Annotated in this window: 35 protein-coding genes; 31 read left to right on the top strand and 4 right to left on the bottom strand. The window is 60.7% G+C overall.

The window, feature by feature from the left end:
* Nucleotide 1: 1 nt before the first annotated feature.
* The 13 genes from DXX99_RS03525 to DXX99_RS03465 all read left to right on the top strand — a co-directional run bounded on the left by DXX99_RS03525 (nucleotide 2) and on the right by DXX99_RS03465 (nucleotide 8,636).
* Nucleotides 2-571 (top strand): hypothetical protein, encoded by a 570-nt coding sequence (locus tag DXX99_RS03525; protein WP_134642946.1) that lies wholly within the window; start codon nucleotides 2-4, stop codon nucleotides 569-571.
* Nucleotides 572-803: 232 nt separating this feature from the next.
* Nucleotides 804-2,201, top strand: coding sequence for an RRXRR domain-containing protein (locus DXX99_RS03520; protein WP_115792138.1), 1,398 nt, complete (start codon nucleotides 804-806; stop codon nucleotides 2,199-2,201).
* Between the two features lie 75 nt (nucleotides 2,202-2,276).
* Nucleotides 2,277-2,975: a hypothetical protein gene (locus DXX99_RS03515; RefSeq protein WP_115792137.1), complete on the top strand. Its 699-nt coding sequence runs from the start codon at nucleotides 2,277-2,279 to the stop codon at nucleotides 2,973-2,975.
* Nucleotides 2,976-3,118: 143 nt separating this feature from the next.
* Nucleotides 3,119-3,535 (top strand): single-stranded DNA-binding protein, encoded by a 417-nt coding sequence (locus DXX99_RS03510; RefSeq protein WP_115792136.1) that lies wholly within the window; start codon nucleotides 3,119-3,121, stop codon nucleotides 3,533-3,535.
* A gap of 152 nt (nucleotides 3,536-3,687) precedes the next feature.
* Nucleotides 3,688-4,074, top strand: coding sequence for a hypothetical protein (locus DXX99_RS03505; RefSeq protein WP_115792135.1), 387 nt, complete (start codon nucleotides 3,688-3,690; stop codon nucleotides 4,072-4,074).
* 153 nt (nucleotides 4,075-4,227) lie between these two features.
* Complete coding sequence (locus DXX99_RS03500; protein ID WP_115792134.1) at nucleotides 4,228-5,112, top strand: hypothetical protein; 885 nt, start codon at nucleotides 4,228-4,230, stop codon at nucleotides 5,110-5,112.
* Nucleotides 5,113-5,330: 218 nt separating this feature from the next.
* On the top strand, nucleotides 5,331-5,600 hold the full coding sequence (locus tag DXX99_RS03495) for a hypothetical protein (protein ID WP_115792133.1): 270 nt from the start codon (nucleotides 5,331-5,333) through the stop codon (nucleotides 5,598-5,600).
* A gap of 4 nt (nucleotides 5,601-5,604) precedes the next feature.
* On the top strand, nucleotides 5,605-6,840 hold the full coding sequence (locus tag DXX99_RS03490) for a CHC2 zinc finger domain-containing protein (RefSeq protein ID WP_115792132.1): 1,236 nt from the start codon (nucleotides 5,605-5,607) through the stop codon (nucleotides 6,838-6,840).
* Between the two features lie 23 nt (nucleotides 6,841-6,863).
* Nucleotides 6,864-7,310, top strand: coding sequence for a coiled-coil domain-containing protein (locus DXX99_RS03485; RefSeq protein WP_115792131.1), 447 nt, complete (start codon nucleotides 6,864-6,866; stop codon nucleotides 7,308-7,310).
* A gap of 57 nt (nucleotides 7,311-7,367) precedes the next feature.
* On the top strand, nucleotides 7,368-7,553 hold the full coding sequence (locus DXX99_RS03480) for a CopG family antitoxin (protein WP_115792130.1): 186 nt from the start codon (nucleotides 7,368-7,370) through the stop codon (nucleotides 7,551-7,553).
* On the top strand, nucleotides 7,550-7,945 hold the full coding sequence (locus DXX99_RS03475) for an adenine nucleotide alpha hydrolase family protein (RefSeq protein ID WP_115792129.1): 396 nt from the start codon (nucleotides 7,550-7,552) through the stop codon (nucleotides 7,943-7,945). Before DXX99_RS03480 ends, DXX99_RS03475 begins: the two co-directional genes overlap by 4 nt.
* A gap of 81 nt (nucleotides 7,946-8,026) precedes the next feature.
* Nucleotides 8,027-8,257 (top strand): DUF2281 domain-containing protein, encoded by a 231-nt coding sequence (locus DXX99_RS03470; RefSeq protein ID WP_240610801.1) that lies wholly within the window; start codon nucleotides 8,027-8,029, stop codon nucleotides 8,255-8,257.
* Nucleotides 8,247-8,636: a type II toxin-antitoxin system VapC family toxin gene (locus DXX99_RS03465; RefSeq protein ID WP_115792127.1), complete on the top strand. Its 390-nt coding sequence runs from the start codon at nucleotides 8,247-8,249 to the stop codon at nucleotides 8,634-8,636. The genes DXX99_RS03470 and DXX99_RS03465 overlap by 11 nt, the downstream gene beginning before the upstream one ends.
* Here the strand turns inward: DXX99_RS03465 and DXX99_RS03460 are convergent.
* The 3 genes from DXX99_RS03460 to DXX99_RS03450 all read right to left on the bottom strand — a co-directional run bounded on the left by DXX99_RS03460 (nucleotide 8,622) and on the right by DXX99_RS03450 (nucleotide 9,856).
* A complete protein-coding gene (locus DXX99_RS03460; protein ID WP_115792126.1) occupies nucleotides 8,622-8,813 on the bottom strand; it encodes a type II toxin-antitoxin system HicB family antitoxin in 192 nt (63 codons plus the stop codon). The genes DXX99_RS03465 and DXX99_RS03460 overlap by 15 nt on opposite strands.
* A gap of 109 nt (nucleotides 8,814-8,922) precedes the next feature.
* The gene (locus DXX99_RS03455; protein WP_115792125.1) at nucleotides 8,923-9,396 is read right to left on the bottom strand and encodes an ImmA/IrrE family metallo-endopeptidase; all 474 of its coding nucleotides are present in this window, start codon (nucleotides 9,394-9,396) and stop codon (nucleotides 8,923-8,925) included.
* A 4-nt stretch (nucleotides 9,397-9,400) separates the two neighbouring features.
* The gene (locus tag DXX99_RS03450) at nucleotides 9,401-9,856 is read right to left on the bottom strand and encodes a helix-turn-helix domain-containing protein (RefSeq protein ID WP_115792124.1); all 456 of its coding nucleotides are present in this window, start codon (nucleotides 9,854-9,856) and stop codon (nucleotides 9,401-9,403) included.
* A gap of 995 nt (nucleotides 9,857-10,851) precedes the next feature.
* Between DXX99_RS03450 and DXX99_RS03445 the strand changes: the two genes are divergently transcribed.
* From DXX99_RS03445 to DXX99_RS03430, 6 genes are all read left to right on the top strand, one after another.
* Nucleotides 10,852-11,085 carry a hypothetical protein gene (locus tag DXX99_RS03445; protein ID WP_115792123.1) on the top strand — a complete coding sequence of 78 codons (234 nt, stop codon included), beginning with the start codon at nucleotides 10,852-10,854 and terminating at the stop codon, nucleotides 11,083-11,085.
* 2 nt (nucleotides 11,086-11,087) lie between these two features.
* Entirely contained in the window at nucleotides 11,088-11,372 is a 285-nt protein-coding gene (locus DXX99_RS03440; protein WP_115792122.1) for a hypothetical protein, read from the top strand.
* Nucleotides 11,369-11,875 carry a hypothetical protein gene (locus tag DXX99_RS11455; RefSeq protein WP_165847693.1) on the top strand — a complete coding sequence of 169 codons (507 nt, stop codon included), beginning with the start codon at nucleotides 11,369-11,371 and terminating at the stop codon, nucleotides 11,873-11,875. The genes DXX99_RS03440 and DXX99_RS11455 overlap by 4 nt, the downstream gene beginning before the upstream one ends.
* Nucleotides 11,830-11,985 carry a hypothetical protein gene (locus DXX99_RS11450; RefSeq protein WP_165847692.1) on the top strand — a complete coding sequence of 52 codons (156 nt, stop codon included), beginning with the start codon at nucleotides 11,830-11,832 and terminating at the stop codon, nucleotides 11,983-11,985. The genes DXX99_RS11455 and DXX99_RS11450 overlap by 46 nt, the downstream gene beginning before the upstream one ends.
* Nucleotides 11,986-12,089: 104 nt before the next feature.
* The gene (locus tag DXX99_RS03435; protein ID WP_165847691.1) at nucleotides 12,090-13,490 is read left to right on the top strand and encodes an HD domain-containing protein; all 1,401 of its coding nucleotides are present in this window, start codon (nucleotides 12,090-12,092) and stop codon (nucleotides 13,488-13,490) included.
* The gene (locus DXX99_RS03430; protein ID WP_115792120.1) at nucleotides 13,487-14,032 is read left to right on the top strand and encodes a type II toxin-antitoxin system antitoxin SocA domain-containing protein; all 546 of its coding nucleotides are present in this window, start codon (nucleotides 13,487-13,489) and stop codon (nucleotides 14,030-14,032) included. Before DXX99_RS03435 ends, DXX99_RS03430 begins: the two co-directional genes overlap by 4 nt.
* Before the next feature lie 133 nt (nucleotides 14,033-14,165).
* Here the strand turns inward: DXX99_RS03430 and DXX99_RS11445 are convergent, their stop codons facing one another.
* Complete coding sequence (locus tag DXX99_RS11445; protein ID WP_165847690.1) at nucleotides 14,166-14,987, bottom strand: MBL fold metallo-hydrolase; 822 nt, start codon at nucleotides 14,985-14,987, stop codon at nucleotides 14,166-14,168.
* Between the two features lie 103 nt (nucleotides 14,988-15,090).
* On the opposite strand from DXX99_RS11445, the gene DXX99_RS11440 reads away from it, so the two are divergent.
* From DXX99_RS11440 to DXX99_RS11435, 12 genes are all read left to right on the top strand, one after another.
* Nucleotides 15,091-15,480 (top strand): hypothetical protein, encoded by a 390-nt coding sequence (locus DXX99_RS11440; protein WP_165847689.1) that lies wholly within the window; start codon nucleotides 15,091-15,093, stop codon nucleotides 15,478-15,480.
* Between the two features lie 117 nt (nucleotides 15,481-15,597).
* A complete protein-coding gene (locus DXX99_RS03420) occupies nucleotides 15,598-15,936 on the top strand; it encodes a helix-turn-helix domain-containing protein (protein ID WP_115792118.1) in 339 nt (112 codons plus the stop codon).
* A 2-nt stretch (nucleotides 15,937-15,938) separates the two neighbouring features.
* Entirely contained in the window at nucleotides 15,939-17,057 is a 1,119-nt protein-coding gene (locus DXX99_RS03415) for a DnaD domain-containing protein (RefSeq protein ID WP_165847688.1), read from the top strand.
* Nucleotides 17,057-17,659 (top strand): hypothetical protein, encoded by a 603-nt coding sequence (locus DXX99_RS03410; protein ID WP_115792116.1) that lies wholly within the window; start codon nucleotides 17,057-17,059, stop codon nucleotides 17,657-17,659. The genes DXX99_RS03415 and DXX99_RS03410 overlap by 1 nt, the downstream gene beginning before the upstream one ends.
* Nucleotides 17,660-17,694: 35 nt before the next feature.
* On the top strand, nucleotides 17,695-18,060 hold the full coding sequence (locus tag DXX99_RS03405; protein WP_115792115.1) for a zinc ribbon-containing protein: 366 nt from the start codon (nucleotides 17,695-17,697) through the stop codon (nucleotides 18,058-18,060).
* A gap of 123 nt (nucleotides 18,061-18,183) precedes the next feature.
* Nucleotides 18,184-18,579 (top strand): hypothetical protein, encoded by a 396-nt coding sequence (locus DXX99_RS03400; protein ID WP_115792114.1) that lies wholly within the window; start codon nucleotides 18,184-18,186, stop codon nucleotides 18,577-18,579.
* Entirely contained in the window at nucleotides 18,554-18,814 is a 261-nt protein-coding gene (locus DXX99_RS03395) for a hypothetical protein (protein WP_115792113.1), read from the top strand. Before DXX99_RS03400 ends, DXX99_RS03395 begins: the two co-directional genes overlap by 26 nt.
* Nucleotides 18,774-19,070 carry a hypothetical protein gene (locus tag DXX99_RS03390; protein WP_115792112.1) on the top strand — a complete coding sequence of 99 codons (297 nt, stop codon included), beginning with the start codon at nucleotides 18,774-18,776 and terminating at the stop codon, nucleotides 19,068-19,070. Before DXX99_RS03395 ends, DXX99_RS03390 begins: the two co-directional genes overlap by 41 nt.
* A 30-nt stretch (nucleotides 19,071-19,100) precedes the next feature.
* Nucleotides 19,101-19,907 carry an HNH endonuclease gene (locus DXX99_RS03385; protein ID WP_165847687.1) on the top strand — a complete coding sequence of 269 codons (807 nt, stop codon included), beginning with the start codon at nucleotides 19,101-19,103 and terminating at the stop codon, nucleotides 19,905-19,907.
* A 1-nt stretch (nucleotide 19,908) separates the two neighbouring features.
* Nucleotides 19,909-20,811 (top strand): helix-turn-helix domain-containing protein, encoded by a 903-nt coding sequence (locus DXX99_RS03380; protein WP_338065867.1) that lies wholly within the window; start codon nucleotides 19,909-19,911, stop codon nucleotides 20,809-20,811.
* Nucleotides 20,812-21,009: 198 nt separating this feature from the next.
* Nucleotides 21,010-21,414, top strand: coding sequence for a hypothetical protein (locus DXX99_RS03375; protein WP_115792109.1), 405 nt, complete (start codon nucleotides 21,010-21,012; stop codon nucleotides 21,412-21,414).
* Between the two features lie 77 nt (nucleotides 21,415-21,491).
* Complete coding sequence (locus DXX99_RS11435; RefSeq protein WP_165847686.1) at nucleotides 21,492-21,665, top strand: hypothetical protein; 174 nt, start codon at nucleotides 21,492-21,494, stop codon at nucleotides 21,663-21,665.
* Nucleotides 21,666-21,829 lie beyond the last annotated feature (164 nt).

Genomic DNA, 21,829 nt, shown 5'->3' with positions numbered 1-21,829 from the left:
CTTGGGCTTCAACGAACGGAGCAGGCAACACGACGAGGACGCACTGGGGCTGGTGGAGTCTGCCTTCCGGGAGCTGGGCTTCCTGGTCTTTCCGTACGGCATAGAGCAGTTGCCGGAACTTCAGCGGGTCCTGCGGGGTCTCCACAACGGCACCAGCAAGATGCTCCGCTACCGGCCTGACAGGGTGGCGGTGAAGCCGGGAAAGGGAACGCTTCTGCTTGGGGTCAAGAGCGAGGGAGGGAGAAGCCCCAACTTTGCAGTAGAGTTCGATGCTTGGGACGCGGCGAGGATGTGGAACCAGGACGCCAGGCGAGTGCTGTATGTTTTTGTGGACCTTCTTTCCCGGGACGTTCTGGCCTGCTGGCCGGAGGCGCTTTCTCCCCGGAAGGTTTTCGTGCCCAGGAGGGGCGATCTCCTGCGCGTTAAGAGCCTCCTGCCGCCGGGAGCCGTAGCTCGGTGGTACCCAGCCGTGCGCGGTTCGGGCACTGCGTTCTTCCTGGTGTCGAAGTCCGACCTGCAAAGCCTTCGAGAGGCACTTGGCCCGGAGTGGAAGTCAACTACCACGTCCTGAAGGACGTGGCTTGCAGGCAGGGGCGTACTGCCTGTGAGTTTCCCTCTCAGGGAGGTAGTTGAACGCGGGTGTACCGTTCGCGGAACCTGACGTTCCGGGACGACACTCCCAGTCCCGGGAGACACCGGTGCAATCCCGGGGCCTCACGCGTGGTGCGACGGTATGCCTCAGGGAGACCCACCGCCGTTTGGTGCCCGGATCACAGGGCTCCTCACAAGGGGAGGTTTCAGAGATGGTGTTCACTGTTGATAAAAACGGCAGACCTGGCCATCCGACCAGAAGGTATGACATGATCCGCAAGCTGAGGAAGCGCGGTAAAGCAAGGATTGTAGGCGGTGGTGCATCCGGCAAGCCGCCGGTGGTCATTTTTCTCGATAGGGAATTCGACTATTCGCGTACGGTAGGGAGGAAGCTTGTTGTAGCCCTTGACCCCGGCTACCGCTACATCGGCTTCGCCGTCTGCGAGCCGAGGGGCAGGGAGCTAATCGTGTACTGCCGCGGCGTGCTCCATACGCGCATCCCGGAGATCAAGGGACTGATGGGCGAGAGGAGGGCACACCGCAGGTTCAGGAGGTACATTGCGCGCTACAAGAAGAGGCGTCTTTCCGCCCGCAAGGGCAGGGTACTGACCAAGTACAAGGTGCCCAGGGATGTCAGGTCGAGAGACAGGAGCAACGCCACCCTCAGGCACGGCGTGGAAACGCACCTGAACCTTTATCGGAAGCTGCTCAGGTTTTTCCCTTTTCCGGCGCACCAGGTGCAGTTTGTTATGGAGGACAACGTGTTTGACGTCAGGGCCATGACGTGGGGCAAGGTGTACGGTGCCGACTATCAGAAATCGCCCCGCGTTCCTGAGAGCGAGAGAAAGTGCGTCTTGTGCGGTTCCCGGGAAGGCCTTCACCGGCACCACCTCGTGCCGCGGAAGAGAGGCGGCACAGAGGTCAGGGAAAACAAGGTATGCCTCTGCAAAGGTTGCCACGAAGACGTGCACGCCGGCAGGGTCTACCTCCCGGTCGGGGGCGTCAAGCAGTGGCGGGAGCTTGGGACGATGAACGCGGTCGTCGGTGTGCTGCGGGAGGTACCATGGATCAATTTTGTACCCGCGCCGGATGCAGTCCTCAAGAGGAGGGAGCTGGGCTTGGAGAAGGGTCACGCTGAGGACGCGCTTGCGGCGGCGGCCGCGTTCTGCGGCAGCGCGGAGCTCCGCACTTCTTGGGAGCGGTGTTTCACGCTGGTGAAGTTCAGGAGGCACAGCAGGGCGCGGGTACACGCTCAGAGGGACAGGCTCTACAAGATAAACGGAGTAATCGTGGCGAGGAACAGGAGAAAGAAGACGGACCAGAAGGAGGCCTCTTTTGCTGACATATCGCCGCTCCCCCGGGAGTGGCAGAGGAACCTCAAGGTGTATCCGGGGACTAAGGTACTCAACCCGTTCAGGAGGGACACGCCATCCGTTGGGGGCGATGTTTGGGTCCACGTTCCGACCGGCAAGCGGTTTGTAGTTACCAGCGTGACATCGAAGGAGTATCTGTATTCTCCCCAGCTTAAGGAGATCGTGGGGAAGCCTTACGTTCGTCCGGATTTGTGCCGGCGCGTGATACGCAACGAAGGGATAGTGGTGTGGGAATAGCCGCCTTTCATCCCCTTCCTTCAGGAAGGGGACTTCCCGGCGGCTCTAGTTAAAAAAGGGGGGACTGATACCCGGATGTTTCTGGACCGCACGGTTGAAGTGAGAGATGTCACACCGGCCAAACACAGCTTCGCCGACATGGCGGAGAAGACTCCCAGGGAGGCGCTGGTGGAAGAAGTTTTAGAAGCCACCGGCCTGGCCCTGTTCGACACCCTGGCAAAGGCGTGGCCGAGGGCGAAGAAGGGGAAGAAGGGCGTGCTTAAGCTTATCCGCTGCGGCGTTCTGGGGACCTGCAAGGTGGAAGCAGGTGGGCAGGAGTTCACCGCCTGCTTCGCAAAACAGGTCCCGGAGCACGCGGCGGAAAGCCTGGCGGCGGCGCAGTTTTTCGTGCTGGCGAAGCTCGCCCTTCGGCAAGCAAACCTCCGGCCCGTGCCGCCCGGCCTCTTCCCCTTCCCCGCCTGGGAGCTGGGCTACCCGGGCAGGGACGGGAAGGAGTACTGCGTCTACCTCGTGCCCGTGTCCTTCGGGACGGAGACCCTGCTGCCAGCTGTAGAAGAAGACCTGAAGGAGAGGAAAGTGCCTGCGGTCTTCGTGGTAAACCGGCTCCCGTGGCGGGTCTTTCAGGGCTTCGGGCTTTACCGCCTGGCCCTGGAAGGAAAGCTCTTCGCCCTGACGAGGCTGGAGCTCTACCTGCCGGACGGGAGGAAGGACACGGCTCACCCCTTCGGGGTCAGGGCCGAGACCGGGGTGGCCGATGAAGCGGCGGCGAAGTAGGAAAGCAAAATGGCCGGGCGGAAAGACTCTGCCCGGCCTTTCTATTTCCGGGGGGCCGAAAGGCCGAAAGATTTGCCCTGCGAAAGCAGGGAGTAAAAAATCTTCCCGCCGTGTCCGGCGGGACAAAAGGAGGAGGGTATTCCATGCTGAACGTCGTCATCCTGATCGGACGGTTAACGCAGAACCCGGAGCTGCGCAAGGCCGGGGACGTGTCCGTGTGCCACTTCACGCTGGCGGTCGAACGGCCGAAGCGCAACGGGGAAGAGAAGAAAGTAGACTTCATCGACATCGAGGTGTGGCGGGAGCAGGCGGAGAACGTCTACAAGTACTGCAGGAAGGGAGACCCGGTGGCCGTGGTGGGGAGCCTGCACATCGAGACCTGGGAGGATAAAGATGGCAACCGCCGTCGTTCTCTCAAGGTCGTGGTGAGCCGGGTGAGGTTCCTGCCCACCGGGCGGAAGGCCGAAGGAGAAGCGGAGCCGGGAAAGGAGCCTGAAGAACTGAAAGATGAAGACATCGTAATGGCGGGAGACCTGGATCTGGACGACATACCGTTTTAAGCTTCCTCGCTGGCCCGGTGTCTTTCCGGACGCCGGGCCTTCTATTTTTTTGGAGCCAAAACTTTGCTGCCCTGCTGAACATGGCAGGGAGATAACACATCTGCCCGCGCGGGAATGCGCGGGAAAAAACTCGAAGGGAGGAGTGGTAAAGCATGGAAGCCGTCAAGACGGGACTGCGCTTGGTGGTGGAGAAGGGGGACCTGGAGAGGGCGTTGAGCGTCTGCCTGCGGTGCGTGCCCTCTAAACCCACCATATCGCAGCTCGGCGGGGTGCTGGTGCGCGGGAGGTTCCAGGAAGGCGAAAGTCCCGTGGTCACCGCCACCGACCTGGACGCGCAGGTGGTGGCGGGCCTCCGGGCCCGCCTGGAGGGAGAAGGGGAGCTCTGGCTCCCGGCCAGGGAGACCTTCGACCTGGTGCGCCGCCTGCCGGAATGCACCCTGGAGGTCGGGCAGGCCGAGAGGAGTACGCTCCCCTGGACTGCGACTGCGAAGTCGAGGTTCGCGTGGCCGTTGGGGAGTGCAGGAACTGCGGCGGCCTGAGGCCCGAGGTCCGCGGCCCGGACGGGGATCTCGCCGTCTGCCTGGACTGCGGCACCACCGGGGATCTTCCCTGGTAGGAGGCACGTTCCAGGAGGGCAGGTTTTCTTTCTTTTTGCCCTCCTGTCTTTAAAACTGCTTAAGGAGGGAGTTGCGATGGACTTAAAGACGAAAGTGAAGGGAATCTTGCAAAAGAGAGAGGAAGTAGTGCGCGAGGCTTACAGGCGGATACCCCAGCAGTATCATGCTTTCATCACCCTGTTGGATCAGTCCGAGGTCGTAGCGGGCTTCGAGGCAAAGCTGGACGATGAACTCAGGAAGCTGGGGGTCTACACGCGCGGAGGCAAGACTTATTTAAAGGTCCAGGTGCCTTACTTCACGGTGGAAGGGCGGCTGCAGTGGTTTGCGGACCTGCACCGTGAAGCGGGGAAGAAGTTTCACGTAAAGAGCAATGTGCGGGAACTTGCCCGCTACATGCTGAAGACGGGGAAAAGGCCTCCGGAAGACGTGCCGCTGATCGTCACGATCAAGTCGGAGATTTTCGGCACCCTGGAGGGCGAGTCCCGCATCTACTGGGGCGGAAGCGGTGCTTCCGGCACCAACCCGCTGGAAGTAGCCAAGACCTCTGCCCTGGGCCGGGCCATCGCCCAGGCGGGCATCGGGCTCATCGGCACCGGCCCCGCCAGCGCCCAGGAGGTCGAGGAAGCCAGGGCTGCTGTGAACGGAGCCAGGGTTGAGGAAAAACCTTCTCAGGATAAGACTGCACCTGCTGGAGAGAAGGAAGCCCGGCCTGAAGCCCAGCCCTGGGAAGGTGAAGTGGTGATACTCTCCGCTCCCTCCCAGACGGAGAAGGGCTGGACGGCCAAGGCGGCCACGCGCGACGGAGAGAAAGTCAATCTACTGGGAAGCATAGTAGAGCACGCGGTCCCCGAAGTCACCTACAGGGTGGCGGGGCTACGGAAGGGTAACTGGATCAAGGTAGAAGAGATGGAACTCCAGGTTGCGGAAGACGAAATGGACCTGGACAGCCTGCTTTCTTAGGCTTCCAGACCTGCCCGGTGTCTTCATGGACACCGGGCTTTCTTATTTTCGGAACCCACTTTTGCCCTGCTCATCCGGCAGGGAAAAGAGCATCTGCCCGCGTCCAAGCGCGGGAACAGCAGAAACTTCCCCGTGCCCCCGGGGGAAAAGAGGGGCGGCCGCAGGACCACTTTCTGGGCCGCCCCGGCCCGGGAGTGCCTGCGGGGAAAGGAGGAGGTATGCTGGTCCGTGAGATCCTTGGTGTTCCCCAGGAGTTGCGCTGCTACTACCGGAAGCCCAGGAGACAGGAGAACCCCTGGGCCTGGGAGAACGCCTGGGCCAGAAAGAGAGCGGAGGAGCTGCGGGCCAGGGGCATAGACGCCCGGCTGGTCCGCCGGAAGAATGAGCCCTTGTGCGTGGTTTACAAAGTTCAGGATCTGGAGGCTATTCCCGGGCCGGGGCCTTTAGGCAGACCCCAGCCCCACTACAAAAACCACGCACGGGGGTGAACGGATGGCGAAACTAAAGTCCGAGATTGACATTTTTGAACTTGCCCGGGAAGTGCCGCTGCCGGAAGTTGCCAGGGCATACAGCGTAGAACTTAAGCAGGTGGGCAAGAACCTGTTTGGTCTCTGCCCCCTGCACCATGAGAAGACTCCTTCTTTCACCGTCTACCGGGACGGGCGTGGAAGGTGGAAGTGGAAGTGCTTCGGCTGCGGAGAGTACGGCGACGTCATAGACCTGGTGGCCAAGCTGGAGAAGTTAAGCCTTCCGGAGGCCGCCAGGAAGCTCGTGGCAGACTACCGCTACGGCTGGACTCCCGCTCCCGCACCGGCTTCCAGGCCCCAGAAAGAAAAGCAAGCGACAGAGCCGGAAGTTGCACCTTTAGAAGTGTTAAACGCGGTCTACCAGGAGCTTCTTGAGAACCTTGAGCTTTCCCGTTGCCACAGGGAGAATCTCAGGCAGCGGGGGCTGTCCGACGCGGCCATAAAGCACAACATGTACCGCAGCCTGCCTTCTCCCCAGGAGGCCCGGCAGGTAGCCGGCAAGTTAGCTAAGAACCACGACCTAGCGGGCATTCCCGGCTTCTACCGGGACGCCAGTTCCTGGACTTTCTCTACCTGCCGGGGCTTCCTGATCCCGGTGCGGGACGTGAACGGCAAGATCCAGGGGCTGCAGGTCCGTCTGGACGAGCCAAGGAACGGCGGCAAGTACATCTGGTTTTCCAGCGCGGGAAAGCCTTTCGGTGTTGGGGCCAGGACCGTGGCCCACGTCGCCACGCCGACATCCCAGAACTTCCCCCGACGTCGGCTGTGGGTCACAGAAGGGCCGCTGAAGGCCGACATCGCGGCGGAGTACCTGGGAGTGAGGTTCGTGGCCGCCCCCGGCGTCTCCGTCTGGCGGGACGCAGTGGAGGTCGTGAAAACCCTGCGTCCCCGGGAGGTGATCCTGGCGTTTGACATCGACCAGGCCACCAACGAGGGGGTGGCGAGGGCGGTGGAGGGCCTGGCCGCCGTCCTCCGGGACGCGGGGCTGGAGCTAAAGAAGGCTACCTGGCCGCCGGAACTGGGCAAGGGCATAGACGACGCCTGCGTAGCCCTCGGCGAGGTTTCGGAAGAGACCTTCCTGACGGTCCGGATCACGCGGACGGTAACGATCACCGAAACCGTGGAGATCAAGGGCCGTCCGGGGGTTGTGGCGAAACTCCTCGCCTGGCTCCTGCGGCTTTTAAAGCGCGGGGGGGCCTGATACAATGGAGGTGAAAGGCGGTGATGCCTGTGGGTGAGGAAGTAAAGAAGCAAGAGTTCTCCGCCGTCAGTCCCTGGGATATGCTTGTTTGGAAGCTCGACTCTTTGGAAAAGGGCTTTCAACGAGAAATAGAAATTCTGCATCGGGAAATCGGCGGAGTGAAGGAAGAAATTGCAGGACTCCGTGCCGAACTGCGTGGAGTGAAAGGAGAAATCGCGGAACTCCGTGCCGAGCTGCGTGGAGTGAGGGAAGAAATCACGGAACTCCGAACCGGACTGCACGGAGTAAAGGAAGAAGCTGCGGGTCTCCGCGCCGGACTGCAGGCAACGAAGCAAGAAATTGCGGAACTCCGAGCCGAGCTGCGGGATGAGATCAGGGGCGGACGCAGGAGCTTCACCGTGCTCGAAGTGACGGTGGTGCTCGGTTTTCTGGCGGTCATCGCGACTTTTCTTGTGGCAAAACTGCTCTAGAACCGGAAAGCCCGGCTGTATGGAGCCGGGCTTTTCTCGTTAACGGGGGTGACCGGATTGAGAAGAAAAGAAAACTTGCCGGAGTTCAAAAGCGTGCAGGAGATGGCCGAGTTCTGGGACACCCACAGTGTGGCCGACTACTGGGATCAGCTTGAGCCGGAGGAAATCGAACTAGCACCGGAGCTGGCAGCGAGAGCGGCCAGAAAGTGTGCGGATAAAGAAAGGACGGAGACTTGGGAATGACAAGTGGGCTGTTTTCCGGCTTGATGGCCGGTTTCGGCTGCTACGCTGGCAGCCTGATCCTGCTCCTCGGAAGCCCCAACTTCCGGGAGTTCCTCGACCGGTTCAGCCAGAGGGAAGCGCTGGCCCTGATGCTGGGCGTCACGGCGTACCTTTTCACGGCGGGCTTTCCCGCCGGCATGGTAGCCGAAGCAGAGGCGGAGAAGAGAAAGAGCCCGACCCTCCTTGTGGCTCCCACGTTCGGCGGCATGGTTCTGCCCATGCTGGCCTGGTTCGCCGGCCTGGAGCCGCGCTGGCCTTTGTGCCCCCTTATTGCCTGGGTGGTCGCTTTTGCGGGCACCTGGATAGGGCTGGGCATAGGACTTCTCCTGGTCCGGGGATGGAACCGGGAATAGAACTGCGTGTTGTTGAGGGAACCGGGCCGCGATATACTCGCGATATACTGAAGACGGAAACAAAAACGGCGGGTGATCAAAGTGAGTGCGAATCCGATCAGGGAGGAAATCTTGCGGGAACTCGATCGTCTTCCGCCCGAGTTGCAGCGGGAAGTGCTCGATTTTGCCCGGGCGCTGGCTTCTTCTGTTTCTGAGGGCACGCCCGGCGAGAAGCTGCTCCGCTTCGCCGGCATCCTGACGCCGGAAGAAGCCGAGTTAATGGAACGGGCCATCGAAGAAGGCTGTGAGCGGGTGGACTTGAGTGAGTGGTAAGTTTTTGCTAGACACGAACATTGTTATTGCTTTGTTCAGAGGCGATGCCGCCGTTCAGAGGAACTTGGCAAAAGCGGAAAAGGTATTCATACCTGCTATCGTTCTGGGAGAATTGTACTACGGTGCCCTCAAATCCGGTCAAACTGAAAAGAATCTGGCGCAAATCGAAGAGTTTGTAGGCGGCGTTGCCGTGTTAACTTGCAATGTCGGAACGGCACGCGAATACGGTGTGATCAAAAACCAGTTGCGGGCGAAAGGGCGGCCTATCCCCGAGAACGACATCTGGATTGCGGCCATCGCACGGCAACATGATCTTGTTTTGGTTAGCCGCGATGATCACTTTGCGGAAGTGGAAGATCTAAGGTTAGAAAAGTGGTAGACTGAAAGTTACCCGCGGTAGCTCTTCGCTTTCAAAGTGGCAGCGTACCGCGTCACGAACGTTGGCTCTCAGCTCCTCCAGGTCTTCCGCTTCAGTGAAGACAGAGTGGCCCAGGGCACGCGCCACGTAGCCGCCCTCCGGCGCCTCTTCGACCAGGAAGATCAACTCTTTGTCCACCCGAAATCCCTCCGTTTTTTTTTAATCCCTCTCCTGACCATTTTAATCCACTTCCTTTTGGTCTTTCCCAAACTAACACACCATCAGCCTTTCCCACTGTTTCAATCCCTCATAGGTAGGCTACAGCTTCGGGTTTACACAAGGCGGCGGCCGCTACTTCTGCCACTCTCGTCGGCAGCCCGTGCGCCTTCGCGAACCTGCAAAGGTTGTGCTCCAGCTGCTCCAGGAGTTCCCGGTTCCACTCCACCAGGTAGAAAAACGCGAAGAGGGTGGCTTCCAGTTCTTTGCGCCCGGAAAGCAGAAAAGCCCTGTTTTCTATGAAAAACCTGTTTTCGCCCGGGTGCAGGAGGTAGTGGCCGCACTCGTGCAGGACTGCAGCATGGCGGTGCAGGGTGGGAAGGCTTGCGTCCACGCAGACCAGCTTCAGGCCCTTCTTGCAAATGAAAGCTCCCCGGACCGCTTTTAAAGGGTCTTGCACTTCCACCACGGTGAGCCCCAGGTGCTCGGCAAGCTCTTCGGGGTGGACAAGCCCGTAAAGGGAGATGACTCCCTCCGTGAAGGTCCGCATCCGCTCGGCCAGCACCTTTTTATCCTCCCTTTCCCGGCCTTTCTATTTCTTCTTTCTCTTCGACTGCTTTTTCCTCCTCTTTAGGCTTGTGGGCGCGGATGTAGGTAAGAGCTGCCTTCAGTATCGTTCTCAGGTCTTCCAGGACTTCCGGGGTGAGCCGCTCGGCGCCGTCGAAGTGGATGGGGATTTCGCCCTTCACGATCTTCTCCAGGTAAGTTTCCACGTCAGCGTCGAGGCTGGAAGGGACAGGAGAAGGATCGTTTGTTCTTCCCACGAGGAAATCGGTGGACACTTCGAGTATATCGGCAAGCTTGCGAAGCGTTTCTGCATCCGGGCGGTTGGTACCTCTTTCATACTTTCCAAGCGTTTCAGGGTGCACATTAAGTTTTTGTGCTAACTCTGCTTGAGTTAGCCCTTTCCTTAGTCTGGCGAATTTTATCCTTAAACCCAGATCGTCAGTGCCCTTTCGTGGCATGGTCTTAAGCTCCTTCCTGAAGATTAGAGTGTAAGGACTGCTTGGCTACCTTTAATTTCTCCGCACCTACCTGATTTGACTTCTTATCCCGCAGAAAAGTCTGGCAAGAAGTAATCCACCGGTAGCAGGCTTGTCATCCAGCTTTTAGACTGCTAAATTAGCATACCCAGCAAAAAGACTTGATTTCCACCTGAAGATCTGCTACAATTAATTTTGAGGCGGTTCGATTACTGGTCCTTCTCAATCAACTAGCCAACCAGGCTCCCGGCCGGAGCCCAATAAGGGGCGAAGGCGCGGGGCCAGTGACTGCCGCGCGGGGCGACCTTTAAACCCCGCACCTGACAGTCGGACCGTTCGTCCTGCCGCGTGAGCCCTCTCCTCCCGGACCGTCCAGGGCTCTGGGGCGCGGCCCGGAGAGGCGGGGGAAGAACGCGGGGCACAGGGCGGCGGATCATGACGGGGTAGACCGAAGGGAGTGCGGTTAAACCTCCCGGCGGCTGCGCACCCGGCCGTGCGGCGTACCTTCCGAGGAGGCCGCTGAAGCCGGTGAGGCAGGGTGCCCGGCCGGCGCGGTGAGCCGGATCAAGCCTGCGTGGGCAAGGATAGGCGGAAAGAAAGCCGAGCGTGCCCAGCTTCACCCGCGTCCATACGGGTTCACAGGGGCGCAGGGAAAGGCGGATACAAGCGAGCAGGTGAAAGCCCCGGCAAGGCCGGAATCGACCGGCCCCGCCTTGCCCGTCCTCTGTCCCTGGCTCCGGCCCGCAGGGGAGCCGGGAGCAAGGGGTGGCAGTGCCATGCCGGGCCACGTGCCCGAGGAGCCCGCCGAGGGCGCGTGCTCTGAGGTCATAAGCAACCAATTCCCCGGGCGTGGTCTTCCCGCCCGGGGATTATCCGGTCCGTAGGGCCGCCACCTTCCCGCGGTGGACCGGGAGCGTGCCCCTTTAAAAGGGTACGGCGGAGAGCGGCCCAGAACCTCCTGAGAGGGGCTGATAGGTTTGTTTCCCGTTCAGTCCTTGACCCGCCTGCGTGAAACCCTTTCTTCCTTTCCTCCCGGCAGCAAGGTCGCCGTCAACTGGAAGAGCCAGGCCAAGGACTCCCTTCTCTATCCCCCGGGCGGAACCGTCGCAGGCGTAACGGAAAGGCTCATCGTCCTGCGTTCCCCTGTAGGCTTTCGCTTCTGCGTGTCGATAAACGACCTGGCGTCCGGAGCTGGCTTGAGGAGGGCGTGAGCATGGCTGACAACTCTGGCCTGAACATCGGTGCATTCGCCAGGCGCTACCTGGCGGCCTCCGGCGACCAGGAGCGGTACCAGGTCATGATGGCCGTGCGGGGGCGCGGCGGCAAGAGGGCGATCCTCGCCCTGGCAGAAAGGCTCGGCGTGGACGGGAAGCTGATGTGGCAGGCGGCGGAGAGCTACCGCAAGGTGCGCGACGCGAAGAGGCGGCGGCGGAAGCGGATACCGGCCCTCGTGCCCCCGCCGCTCCCGAACTCCGGAAACAGGGAGGTAGGAGGATGAAGTTCAGCGCGACCCTGAACGGGAACGCTCTCCGGGAGATCGAGGTGCCGGAAAACAAGCTGCTCAGGAACTGGATAAGGAGGGTGGCCCGGAGCATCGTCAGGCGGGCGGGGGTGCGGAAAAACATCAACGACTACTACCACCCGCCGGAGTTCAAGGGCAAGTATGAGAGGTACAGGGAGTACTTCAAGTACTGCCTCTTCCTGGAGCGGGAGAAGCTGCTGCGGGCGCAGCAGGGCCGGATGGACAGGGAAGAGCTCGAAGGGCTGGTCAACAACTATGTGGCGGCGGGCAACTGGCGGGAGCGCCAGCTGGTCCTGGAGACGGCCAGGGCGCGCGGCGGGAGGAAGGGCGTGGAGGCCCTGGCGCGGGAGCTCAGGATGGACCCGGAGGAAGCGCTGGAGGCCCTGGACACCCTCACGAAGCAGCGCCGGAGTCCAGGAGGCAGCAGAGGCCGGTGGCCGTCCTCCCTCCGCCGGAGCCGGGCAGCGGGCGGAGGATAAGCGACCTGGAAGCCTACGAGGTGGCCCTGGAGGCCGCCGGAGGAGGGGAGGTCTGGGGGCAGGGGAGAAGCGCCCAGACCTGGGATGCGAAGCAGGGAGGAAGCAAGTAGGGGGCGCGGAGCCCCCCTTTTTTAAATCTTCAAAAAGGAATTCGCAAAGCTCGGATCGAAAACTCCTGGATGTAATGTTCTCAGCGCGACGCAGGGATCGGGAGATGGAAGACTTTCCTAAGGAAACCACGCAGGAGACAGATGAGAAGTCAAAAGAGCATACTTTCCGCGACCCCATCCACGGTTTTATCAGAGTTTCAACGGCGGAGAGAAAGATCATCGACCATCCCGTCTTTCAGCGCTTAAGGCGAATCAAGCAGCTAGGGTTAGGGTATTATGTTTTTCATGGGGCGGAACACACCAGATTCGGGCATTCTCTGGGGGCAATGGAGGTAGCAACTAGAGCTTTCGATAGGATTTGCGAGAAGAACAAGAATTTTGGTTGGAAAGAAGAAGAGAAAAGACATTTTCGGCAACTCCTGCGCCTTGCCGCTCTCCTCCATGATATAGGACATCCTCCTTTTTCTCACGCCGCAGAAGATTTACTGCCTCCCGTCAAGTACCTAGGTGGAGGACTTAAAAGCCAGGAAAATCGGCCTGCGACACACGAGGACTATACCGCCGCCCTGATTCTTGCTTCCGACCTCAAAGTCCTCATCGAAGAGCACTTCGGTGCGGACGGCATTACAGCCGAGCGAGTATGCAAGCTGATAGAAAAACACCCTCAGGTGCCCGCTGAGTTCCAACGCGAGGGATTCATAGATCCTTCGCCGCTACTCGTCCAGTTAATCTCCGGAGAGATAGACGCAGACAGGATGGACTATCTTCTCCGCGATGCGTACTTTTGCGGAGTCGCATATGGTGCGTTTGATATAGACCGGGTGCTGGACTGTCTCACTGCTTACGTGAGCGAGGACCGCGCCGAGCTGGCTGTAGAGGAAGACGGGCTCTTTGCCGTCGAGGGCCTGCTCTTGGCCAGGTATTACATGTACCTCCAGGTGTACTTCCATCCCGTGCGCAGGGCTTACGACTATATCCTCTCCGAGTACCTCAGAACGACTCTTCCCGGTGGCACGTGGCCGGCAGACTTAGGGAAATTCCTGGAGGAGTTCGACGCAAAGATCGAATCCCGTATCAGTGAAGATCGGTTGACCAACCGGTGGGCGGAGAGGCTTTTCTCTCGGCGGCACCTCAAGCTCATCAAGCAAACCTCCATCGATGCGAAAAAGGAGCAGGTTGAACTCTTTAGAGTGCTTGGGAACCTTCTGAAAGAAAAGGGCGTGAGGGAGGTCTACCTGGACGAGGGCAAGGAGAACTACCTGACAAAACTGAAACCGGCTCGCTACATGAAACCGGAAGAGAAAACGGAAGGGAGCTGGATTCATGTGCTTGGCAGGGACAGGAGCAAAAAACCGGACCTTTTGCAGGAACGGTCCCTGGTCATACAGAGGCTGGACTACGAGGTGAGAATGTGTCGACTGTACTGCCACGAAGAAGACGTGAAAAAGGCCAAGGAAATCCTTGAGGGCTTTTTAAACGGCTGGCAGAAAGGAGGGAGAATATGACCCGAAATGCGGAGTTTATCTTTGCGCTCATCAAAAAGTATTACGAGACATGGAAGAGGCCTTTACCGGGCAAAAAAGCCCTTCAGAAGCTGGCCTATTTTGCTCAGGCAGAAGGGGCTCCGATCAGCTTCTCTTTCCACCTTCACAAGTATGGACCCTACAGCCCCGAGATGGAAGATGTACTGGCCGACCTCCGCTTTTTTGAAAAGATCGAAATACGAGCAACCGGCTTTGACAGGGAAACAGAGATTTTTCCACTCTCCGTTGGAGAAGAAAAATTCGAATACCTGTCCCCTGAAGACCTGGCCGTAGCAGAGGCAGTCGTCAGTAAGTACGGGGAGTTTTCTCCCCAGTATCTGGAGCTGCTTGCCACTGTCCACCTGATTGCAAGGGATCAGTGGGTATTTGGAAACCGGCATGACCGTGAGGATATCATAGCAACGGCCTGGTGGACCAAGAAGCCCAAGTTCTCTAGAGACGAAGTGGAGAGGGCTTACGAAAAGCTGAAGGAGCTGGGCGCACTACCAGGTTCCAGAGTATAACCGGCTTTTGTCTCAGATTTTGCTAGAGGCCCGGTGCAAAACGAATCTGCCCGGGCCTTGTCTTTTCGGTAGTCCATGTGGCGAGGTGTCCGGCTTGCTTTCCTTTTGCGGAATCCTCTCGGCTCTGATCCTCCTATCCCTGTTCCTTTCCTTCCTGGAGGAGTAGTTCGTACTCTTTCCCCTCCTCGAGCACCACGACTTCTACACCGGACCTTTCCTCCATGCTCCCGGCGAGCATGAGGATTTCTTCGTTCGACCGCCAGGGGGCGTGGTGCACGGGGGCGACGCGGCCCACCCCGGCCCCCGCGGCTATCTCCGCCACGGCCCCGGCGAAGGCGTGCTTCTCCCTTGCCGGAACTCCGTCCGCCTCCACGCTCTCCTCCGCCTCCCCGTCGGTGAGCCAGGTCTCGTGCATGAGGAACCTGACCCCTTTAACGAAGTCCGCCGTTGCCGGGTCGGCCACCGTGTCGGTAATGTACGCCAGGACGTCTTCTACCCTCATTCCCACGGAGCCGCCCGGGTGCTTCTGACGCCGAAAGCGGAACCTGAGCCCGGCGATCTCCTTTTCCGGGTCAATGACCTCCGAAACTTCCAGGGGCAAATCCCACAGGCGCATGGGATAGAGGGGTGGACTCAGAAGCTTCTCCAGCGCCCTTACCGGCTCTGCGTCCACCAGCGGCGGCCCGGGGGCGTGGACCACCACCTTCCGCCGGGACCAGACGCCGGTCAGGTAGAAGAGCCCGCAGGTGTGGTCCAGGTGGTAGTGGGTCAAGACGATGTGCAGCTCTCTCACCGGTTCGAGCCTTTTCCTGATCTCCGGCTCCAGCAGTCTCGCCATGCCGGTTCCGGCGTCCAGCAGGACGGCCGTTTCCGGGGTGGGCATGAGCAGGTAACAGGCCGTGTGCCTGCCGCGCGACGGGAAAAAGCCGTTAGTTCCAAGGGGGATTAAGACCATACACTCCGCTCCTTCTTTTAAGCTTTCCCCAATATTGTACTGCAGTGCTGAGGAGCTTTTTGGGAAGGCTTTCTTTCGGGATATCACCGAAAGGGGGAAGAAAATGAGCTGTGCATTCCAGGACCTTGAGAGCTTTTCCCGTTGGAAGGAAGCGGACGGTGATCTGATCAGGGTGAGGAAGGTCTGTATTGATGTCACCGGCGACCTGGTAGCCGGCATCCTGCTGAGCCGGATAATAGACCGGTATCTTTCAGGTGAAAGCAAGGAACTTAAGCCGGGAAGAGACGGGGAGCTCTGGCTCGTGAAGGGCCGCGAGGAGTGGTGGGAAGAATGCAGAATAACCCCGAAGCAGTTCGACCGCGCGGTGGCTCTCCTGGAGCAGAAAGGCATTGTCGAGAAGAAGGTGTTCAAGTTCAACGGCGTCCCCACGGTCCACGTCCGCTTCATTCCCGAAGCCTTCCTGCGCCTTCTTTCGGAAGTAGCAAGGCGGTAGGTTTTGGGACACCGGACCGAAAGCAAAGGCCCTGCATTTTAAAGCAGGGCTTTCACTTTTTGTGGGGTTGGTTTTGTTGCCTGCTCTAGAAGGTTCTCGGAAGGGAGGAGGAAGAAAGTGAGGCTGACAGACTTCCTCAGGGAAGTAGGTCCACCGGTCGGTTACTATCCGGGGTTGACCCGAATTACCGGCGGAGTAAAAGAAACCCTGTTTCTTTGTCAGCTCCTTTACTGGACCGACAGGGAAGCAGACCCGGAAGGCTGGGTACACAAGACCCAGGAAGAAATCGCGGAAGAGACCGGGCTTTCTCGCAGGGAGCAGGAATCCGCCCGGCGCTCTTTAAAGGAGCTCGGCTTTCTGGAAGAAAAGCGGGAGGGCTGCCCGGCCAGGCTTCTCTATCGCGTCAACCTCGATGCACTTAACGCTGCCTGGGAAAAAGCAAAAGGAGGTGAATGAGGGTGAGGCTGACAGACTTTCTCAGGGATGTGGGCCAGCCGGCCGCTTACTATCCCAAGCTCACCAAGATTACCGGCGGGGTCAAGGAAACGCTGTTCCTGTGCTACCTCATATACTGGACCGGAAAGCAGAAAGACTCGGACGGCTGGATTTACAAGACACGGGAGGAGATAGAGGAGGAGACGGGGCTTTCCCGCTGGGAGCAGGAAGCAGCCCGTAAAAACTTGAAGGCCAGGGGCTTCATCGAGGAAAAGTACGCCGGTCTTCCGAGGAAGCTCTACTTCCGGGTGGACATGGAAGCAGTCAACACTGCCTGGGAATCCTACTTGTCGGGTTCTGTCGCCGCCGAAGAGACCGCGCCTGCAAGTTTGCACGAAAGCCACCTGCAAGTTTGCACAAAAACCTCCTGCAAGGAGGAGGTTTTCCCTCCTGCTTGTCGGAGGCAAAACCGCCTGCAAGCGGGTGGAAAAACCTCCGACTTGTCGGCGGAAACACCGCCCGCTATTACAAAGATTACAGCAGAGAGTGATTTAATAGTAGCAGCAGCTGATAAAAATAATCTCTCCCCTGATTTAAATTACCCTCCTGTTAGTAATAATAGGGAAGAGTTGCGGAAAAACGGGCAAAAAATTCCAGTACCGGGGCAAAAAGATTGCGCAGCGGAAAAAGCTGCGCGAAACGGCTCCTCGCCTACAGCATACCAGAAGCACCCGCCTGAAGGCAACTCTTCCCTGAAGGAAAGCACCCATTCCGTCCCGGAAGACGAAGGGCCTTACTCCCCGGCCTTCGGCGAGCTTTACCGGCTGTTCGAGCAGGAGTTCGGGCGCCCTCTCTCTCCCTTCGAGGCGGAGCAGATCTCGAAGTGGCTGAAGGAGATGCCGCCGGAGCTGGTGCGGGAGGCCTTGCGCCGGGCCGTATTGATGGGCAGGCGCAACCTCAAGTACGTGGACGGCATCCTGAAGAGCTGGCGGGGCATGGGGTTCAGGACCCTTTTTGAGGTGCTGGAGCACGAGGAGGAACGCGGGAAGGCGAGAGAAGCGGACACGTCCCGCAAGTCCGGCGGGTGGCTGTACGGGCTCGAGGACGCCTGGGAGAGGATCAAGGCGAGGGGTGGCTGGTGATGACGCCGGATGAGGCCAGGGACCTCGTGCTGCTGGCGGCGGCGAACTTCCCCACGCAGCTCAGGGGCGTGAACCTGGAGCCCACCATCTACCTGTGGTCATCGGCCCTCTCCGACGTGCCCTACGAGCTGGCGAAGCAGGCCCTCCTCAAGGTCCTCTTCACCGGCAGGCACTTCCCCACGGTGGCGGAAGTCCTGGAGGCGGTGGTGGAGTTGCAGTGGGGCAGGCCCAGGACGCCGGAAGAGGCGTGGGAGCTGGTGAGGGACGCGGTGCGGCGCTACGGCACCTTCAGGTGGGAAGAGGCGGTGAAGAGCCTGCCGCCCGACGTGGCCGAGGTCGTGCGGCAGATCGGCTGGGTGGAGATATGCACTTCCGACAAGCCCGACGTGATCAGGAGCCAGTTCTTCAGGATCTGGGAGAGGAAGGCCAGGAGCCAGGCGGAAAAGGCGGCGCTCGCGGCCGCGCGGCAGGACCTGTCTTTCTCGCCCTTGCCGGGAGGAAGCGGGCCTCACCTTCCGCGGGAAGTCGCCGGGAACGGAGGAAAGACCGCCTTGCCCGGCCCGCAGAACCAGGAGAGGGGTGATCCGGTACGGAGAGGATAGGCAATATCCTGGAGGAGGCGGCGTTTCTGCACCGCGTGGTCTGCCGGGAGTGCGGTGCGGAGGTCGGCCCGGAGCACGTGGACGGAGCGAAGCGGCTTGCCAGGTGCCCGGGCTGCGGCGCTTTCATAAGGGTCTCGCGGGAAAGGCTCAAGCTCATGGAGGGGACGGGCGGGGTGGTCACGCGCGTGACCCCTCCCTCGTGCCCGCTCTGCGAGGACAGGGGGTTCCTGCTCCTGGAGCTCCAGAAGGACGACCACAGGTACACCTACGTCTTTAAGTGCGTCTGCGAGAGGGGCAGGGAGGAGAAGCGGGCCTGGCCCCAGCTGCCGGCCCGGCTGGCCGCCCACCTCCTGGAAAAGCGCAGCAAAGAAATCGACCTGGGGGACGTTCCGGGCTTTTAACTTCTCCGCGCTTTTCTCCTGCCTTCCGAACGGTTGCAGCGCCGGTCCTCATACCCGCGGCTTTACCGGCAGTTCCGCTGCCGGTCGTAGAACCTTTGCTTTCTCCTGAAGGGAGGGTTATCGGTGGACTGCGCTTCGCCTTTTAAGAAACACCAGGCGCAGAAGCTCGTGCGCTCCCTGCCGGGCCTGGGAAACGCGGAGGTGGAGCTCTGCTACGTCGCCGACCAGGCGGCGCTTCTGCACCCCGACACCCTCCGCCCCTCGGCCCACCGCGCGCAGGCGGTGGTGGTGAAGGTGCCGCGAAAGGGCCCGGGCCCGGAGTTCCTAAAGCTGCACCTGTTCTTCGTCCCGAAGGACGGGAGCTGGAAGCTGTTAGGTGCGGCCAGAGAGGTCTCAGTTGACTCCTGGGGAGACGAGAAACCGGATCAGGCCGAGCAGGATGACTGGGCCGACAGGCTCCTGGAGTCGGTGCTGGGGAAGGGGAGACCTGGTGTTGAAGGGCTGGGCGGAGACGGTTAGCGAGTGGCTGGAGAAGCTGGAGCGGGCCAGGAAGTACCTTCTGGCCGCGGCGCTTGAGCTCCGGCAGGTGGAGCTCGGGCTGAAGTCGGCCTGGGAGTACGAGGCCGCGAGGCACATCGGCTACCTGGCGCAGGATGTACGGGACCTGGCGGAGGAGGTGCCCGGCGTCCAGGAGTGGCTGAGGGAAAAAGGGGGTGCAGTCTCTGGGAAGCTGGGCAGCGAGTCCGGAGCTTGACCGCTACCGGCGGGTCGCGCGGGCGGTGGTGGCGCAGGCGGTGTGGGACGTCTTGAAGCCCCGGCACGTTTCGAGCGAAGCGGAGCGGGTCCTGGTCCGGGAGGACGCGCTCCGGTTCATCAGGAAGGCGGTGGAAGAAGACGGCTACGAGCGCTGGCTGTTCGAGGTAGCGGGGGTGTGCCCCAGGCGGCTTCTCAAGAAGCTCCGGGAGCGCCTTTCGCGGCAGGAAGGGGCGAAACTGAGGCCGGTCGGCTGACGGGGGTGGTCTTCTCTGGCGCAGGCAGTCTTGCTTCCGAAGCCCGGAAGAGTTGAAGACCCGGGAGCGGTAAAGCGGGCCAGGAAGCCCTACTGCGAGCTCACTTTAAGGCCCTGCTACGCCCACGTCCACCACATAAAGCCCAGGTCTCAGGGCGGAGACGACATTCCGGAGAACCTGATAAGCCTGGCCCCCGAAGTCCACCTGGCCGTCCACGAGGGTAGGATAGACCGCTACCTGCTGGTGCAGGTGGTGGCGAGGAGGGAGGGGCTCTCCCCGGAGGAGGTCTGCGAAAGGATAGGGCTCCCGGTCCCGGGGGAGTGGCCCACGGGCGACTTCCCCGGCCTGACCGGGAAGGAACCTCCCTCGCTGGAGGAGGTCCTTCAGGCGGTCATCAGTCTGGAAGAAACCCAGGACGACGCTAAATGGCTCCAGGGAGAAATACTGGCCGTGCTGGTGGACATGGGCTTCTCCAAGCGGTGGCTGGCGTACAACCTGAGGCGGTCGCTCTCCTATATCAAGAACCGGGTGAGGACCTGGAGGGCCTTCCCCGAGCCGCACCTCCGCTGCCCGGAGCTCACCTGGGAGCACCACAAGGTCGCGGCGCTGACTCCGGACCCCGCCGGGTGGCTGGAAAGGGCGGCCGAGAACGGGTGGAGCACCCGGCAGTTACAGCTGGCGATAGCAAAGTCAAGAGATCCCGCCGGAGCCGAGACGGAGGAAGAGAGGAGGCAGAAAGAGGCGGAGAGGCTGCTCGACAGGGTGCTGCGGTTCGTGGAGGAAGGAGGGCCGCAGGGAAAGTGGCTCAGAGAAAGGCTGCTGGAGGAACTGGGTTAAGATGAGGTTTGGAAGGTTGCTCAGGTTGATTCGGCTTTCGCTCAATTTGCCGGTCCGCCGCTTTGCCGCTCTGCTAGGAATGCCCTACTCGTCACTGTCTGCTCTAGAAGTCGGGTGGCTCCCGCCGACGCCGCCGATCGTGGACCGCCTTCTGCGCCACATTCCCCTGCCTGGCGCTGAACCCGACACCGGTGTGTGGCGGCAGTTCCTCGTCCACCAGTGCGTTCGGGAAACCGTTTTTCGTGCCGCTGCTTCCCACTTCCCTCTCTGCCTAGCCGCTGCCGGGTTGCTCCGCTCCCTTTTCTCAAGCCTTGTGTCAGGAGACCCTGAGTTGCGGCACATGCGTTTCACAGACCTGATATCGGCGCTGCCGCCGGTTCGCCACGATGTACGCGGCGACGAAGAGCTCGCTCATTTGCTGATGCTCCTGATCCGCCGGGCACTCGGGGACGGCGCGGGATCAGGGAAACCGCCGTCTCGTCTTCTCGGTTTCCCGGAGCTGGTGAAACTGGCTGCGTGGGTTTTGTACGATGCCGACACCTTCATCAGCCAGCGTGATGCCCATCGTTTTCCGCTGACCGAGCCGTCGAAGCGCACCCAGAAGGTTCTTTCCGGCTTCCCTTTCAAGCGCAAACCTGAAACGGTGTCGGAGCTCCTCTCCTTTTTGAGACCGGTGGGAGACGCGGGTCTTCCTAAGTGGGTTCCTTCGCCCTTCGCCGCGCTCGACCTTCTGCTGCTCCTTCCCGAAAACGTCCACCTTGACCCCTTGCGGCCGGGGACTCTTGCCGCCGTCTTGGCTTTGCGGGACAGGCGCGTGCGGATCACGGCCCACGCCCCTTCTTTCTTCGCAGAGTTCCCCGCTGTCGGTTTCGGCGGGCCTTATCTTCTGGAAGAGACCTTTTGAGGAAGCGCCTCCGGCCCTACAAGGGCAGGAGCCTCCCAGGTTTCGAATGTCAGGGTCGAGGGGCCAAGAGAGCGGAGTACCACCCGGGAAGAGTTTTTGAGAGGAAAGGAGGGGTCACGCGCGTGACTCCTTCTCTTTTTCCGAGGGGTGCAACACTTACCGGGAGGAGTTCTCCCGGAGAAAGAGGAGGGGTTGCCTGTGGCACGCACAGGAGAGAGGGAGCGGCTGGAAGACCTGTACGGGAGGAATATCGGCCTGGAGGAGCTGAAGCTCTTGCTGCGCGAGGAGTTTTCCCACGTACCGTCTGGAGAAGAGGCGGAGCAGCTGGCCTGGTTCGACTGCTTCCAGGTCTCTCCCGGTTTCGTCTTCGGCCTGAAGCGCACCGGGAACAGAAAGGTCTGGTACTACTGCGCCGTCTACCGCATCTTCCACGACGGGCGAAGAATCGGGTACATCCTGCCGGACGCGCGGGAAGGGAAGCTCGAATCGGGCCAGGGTTTGGTGAAGATGGCCCGCGAGTACTACGAACCCGCCTTGCACTCGGTCCACTTCGCTCTGGAACTGGAGTTTTTCTTCCGGGAGAAGTACGGCTGGCAGGGATGAGAACCGCGGCGTTCCGGGGAGCCCCGGAGGGCGAAAACCTGCCGGGGCTTTCCCTTTTTTTCGGGGGGTGAAAGGTTTTGGAGTTCGGCGCAGTCGTCACGCTCGTCTGCCGTTGTTGCGGCAGGCCGTTTTCTCTGATCTACTCCAGGGGCAGGGCATTATACTGCCCGGAGTGCCGCGTCCGGAGGGACAGAGAGCTCGCCCGGCGGCAGGGCGGTAGGGCTTTGCCCGAAGGAGGGAGGAAAAGATGAGAGTGCTGCAGTGGCTCCGGCGCAATGCGGATCTGGTCGTGAGTCTGGTCGGCGCGGCGGTCCTGGTGTTTTTGTGCCTCTGCGACCCGGGGGTGCGGGAAGCCGTGGGTCTGACCTTAGAGAAGGTGGGGGCGGTGGGCCTCCGGCAGGCCGTCGCCCCCGCC

Origin of the sequence: Ammonifex thiophilus (genome assembly GCF_003368535.1) — a bacterium.
GTDB classification, from domain to species: domain Bacteria; phylum Bacillota; class Desulfotomaculia; order Desulfotomaculales; family Ammonificaceae; genus Ammonifex; species Ammonifex thiophilus.
This window is presented reverse-complemented; position numbering and strand designations above follow the sequence as displayed.